Here is a 2,567-nt window from a genome sequence, read left to right as displayed (position 1 = left end):
GAAGTCAAGGGTGGGACGGAGTCCCATCGCGAAGCGACGCGAAGCGCCCTTGACTTTGGAGGGGCGGCCCCGTACGCAGCGCCACCCCACCCCGAACCCAGAACATTAGAACCACAACATTAGAACTAGAAAAAGAACTAGGAAATCAGAACCTAAAAGAGCCTCGAACGAACGCCCCAAGCCCAGCCCAGCCCAGCCCAAGTCCCATGACCATCGGAATTGGGCGTAACCGGCAAAAAGAGATAAAGCTAGAGCTTCTCGATGGTGGCGTAGCGGAGGACTAGGGTTCGGACGCCGTAGTCGCCGCCGAAGTCGACGCTGGCTTTTTGGCCGCCGTCGTAGACGGAGACGACCGTTCCCAGGCCGAAGGCGTCGTGGGTTACCTTGTCGCCTGGTGCGAGAGACGGAACGGGACGGTTGCCAGGCGAGCGGACACCTGGCCTCGACGCCATTTGGGCCATGGCCGACCCCGACGTCGACGACGCCTCGCGCTCCCAGTCCACGAGCGTCTTCGGCACTTCGCCCAGGAACCGCGACGGCGGGTTGACCTGCGGCGCGCCCCATGCGCTGCGCATCGCGGCACGCGATAGGTACAGACGCTGCCTAGCGCGCGTGATGCCGACGTAGGCGAGTCGGCGTTCCTCTTCGAGTTCCTTCGGGTTGCTCATGGCCCGCAGGTGCGGGAAGACGCCGTCCTCCATCCCCGTGAGGAAGACGACGGGGAACTCCAGGCCCTTGGCGGTGTGCAGCGTCATCAGCGTGACGACGCCGCCCTCGGTCTCTTCCGGCTGCTCGCCGGGGGGCACGGGGCCGCCCTTGGCGCCGCCGGGGATGGAGTCTGCGTCGGCGACCAGAGCCACCTGTTCCAGGAATTCGGGGAGGCGGCCCTCGGCGGGCTCGCCGTCAAGTCGCTCCTCGAATTCGCGGGCGACGGCTTCGAGTTCGTGGAGGTTCTCGACGCGGGTCTCGTCCTGCGGGTCCTTGGAGGCCTGGAGCTCGGCGAGGTAGCCGCTCGCCTTCAGGATCTCGGCGACCAGGTCGGCGGGCGTGAGCGACTCGGCGGCGTCGCGCAGTTCGTCCAGCAGGGCGACGAAGTCGCGGACGGCGTTGATCGAGCGGGTCGCCATGCCGGGCACGTCCTCGGGCACCCGGAGGGCCTGCCAGAACGAGATCCGCTCTCGGGACGCGTACGCCTCGACGCACGCTTCGGCGCGATCGCCTATGCCGCGTTTCGGGACGTTCAGGATGCGGCGCAGGGAGACGGCGTCTTCGGGGTTGGCGAGGCAGCGCAGGTAGGCGAGCGCGTCGCGGATCTCCTTGCGCTCGTAGAAGCGGACGCCGCCGACGACCTTGTACGGCAGGCCGACGCGGATGAAGACCTCTTCAAAGACACGGGACTGCGCGTTGGTGCGGTAGAAGACGGCGACGTCGCCGGGGCGCGCGTCGCCCTCGTCGCTGAGGCGGTCGACCTCGCGGGCGACGAACGCGGCCTCGTCGTGCTCGTTGTCGGCCACATAGCCGGTGATCTTGTGGCCTTCGCCCTGGTCGGACCAGAGCTTCTTCGGCTTGCGGTCGGCGTTGCGCTCGATGACCGCGTTGGCGGCCGACAGGATCGTCTGCGTGGAGCGGTAGTTCTGTTCCAGGAGGATCGTCGTGGCGTCCGGGTAGTCGCGCTCGAACTCCAGGATGTTGCGGATGGTCGCGCCGCGGAAGGCGTAGATCGACTGGTCGGCGTCGCCGACGACGCACAGTTCGGCCGCGCCTAGGCCCTCGACCGGGGCGGTCAGTTCGCGGACGAGTTCGTACTGCGCGTGGTTGGTGTCCTGGTACTCGTCGACGAGGACGTGCCGGAACCTGCGCCGGTAGTGCTCGGCGGCCTCGGGGAAGACCTGCAGCAGGTTGACCGTCATCATGATCAGGTCGTCGAAGTCCATGGCGCCGGCCTGCTGGAGCCGCGCCTGGTACATCTCGTACGCCTCGGCGAGCGTCTGCTCCATGTGCGTGGACGCGCGGGCCTTGAACGACTCGTAGTCGATCAGCTCGTTCTTCAGGTTCGACACCTGCGCGCTGAACGCCTTCGGCGGGTAGCGCTTCGGATCGAGGTCGAGTTCGCGGCAGACGAGCGCCATGAGGCGGTTCGCGTCGGCCTGGTCGTAGATCGAGAAGCTGGTCGGGAAGCCGAGCCGCTTGGCCTCGCGCCGCAGGATGCGCACGCACGCCGAGTGGAACGTCATCACCCACATGGCGCGCGAACGCGGGCCGACCAGCGCGTCCACCCGCTCCTTCATCTCGGCCGCGGCCTTGTTGGTGAAGGTGATCGCGAGGATCTGGCCGGGGTGCACCTCCCGCGCGCCGAGCAGGTGGGCGATGCGGTGGGTCAGGACCCGGGTCTTGCCCGATCCGGCGCCCGCGACGATCAGCAGCGGCCCACCGGAGTGCAGCACGGCATCGCGCTGCTGCGGGTTGAGCCCGTCCAGCAAGGGGTTGGCTTCGGTCTTCGACATCACGTGCGAGTCTACGGCTCCACACCGACGATTTCGGCGTCTCCCCGCCCCCGCCCCCCGATT

The 2,567-nt window shown here is 67.6% G+C and carries 1 protein-coding gene; it reads right to left on the bottom strand.

Annotated elements, in window-relative coordinates; translation table 11 throughout:
* Positions 1 to 248 precede the first annotated feature (248 nt).
* The gene (gene pcrA / locus E1264_RS41910) at positions 249 to 2,504 is read right to left on the bottom strand and encodes a DNA helicase PcrA (protein WP_165964662.1); all 2,256 of its coding nucleotides are present in this window, start codon (positions 2,502 to 2,504) and stop codon (positions 249 to 251) included.
* Positions 2,505 to 2,567 lie beyond the last annotated feature (63 nt).

Origin of the sequence: Actinomadura sp. KC216, assembly GCF_004348535.1 — a bacterium.
In the GTDB taxonomy this organism is placed as follows: Bacteria; Actinomycetota; Actinomycetes; order Streptosporangiales; family Streptosporangiaceae; genus Spirillospora.
This window is presented reverse-complemented; position numbering and strand designations above follow the sequence as displayed.

What these genes read in the sequence shown, in the direction of transcription:
- pcrA (WP_165964662.1), bottom strand. Translation starts at nt 2,504, where the DNA reads ATGTCGAAGACCGAAGCCAACCCCTTGCTGGACGGGCTCAACCCGCAG.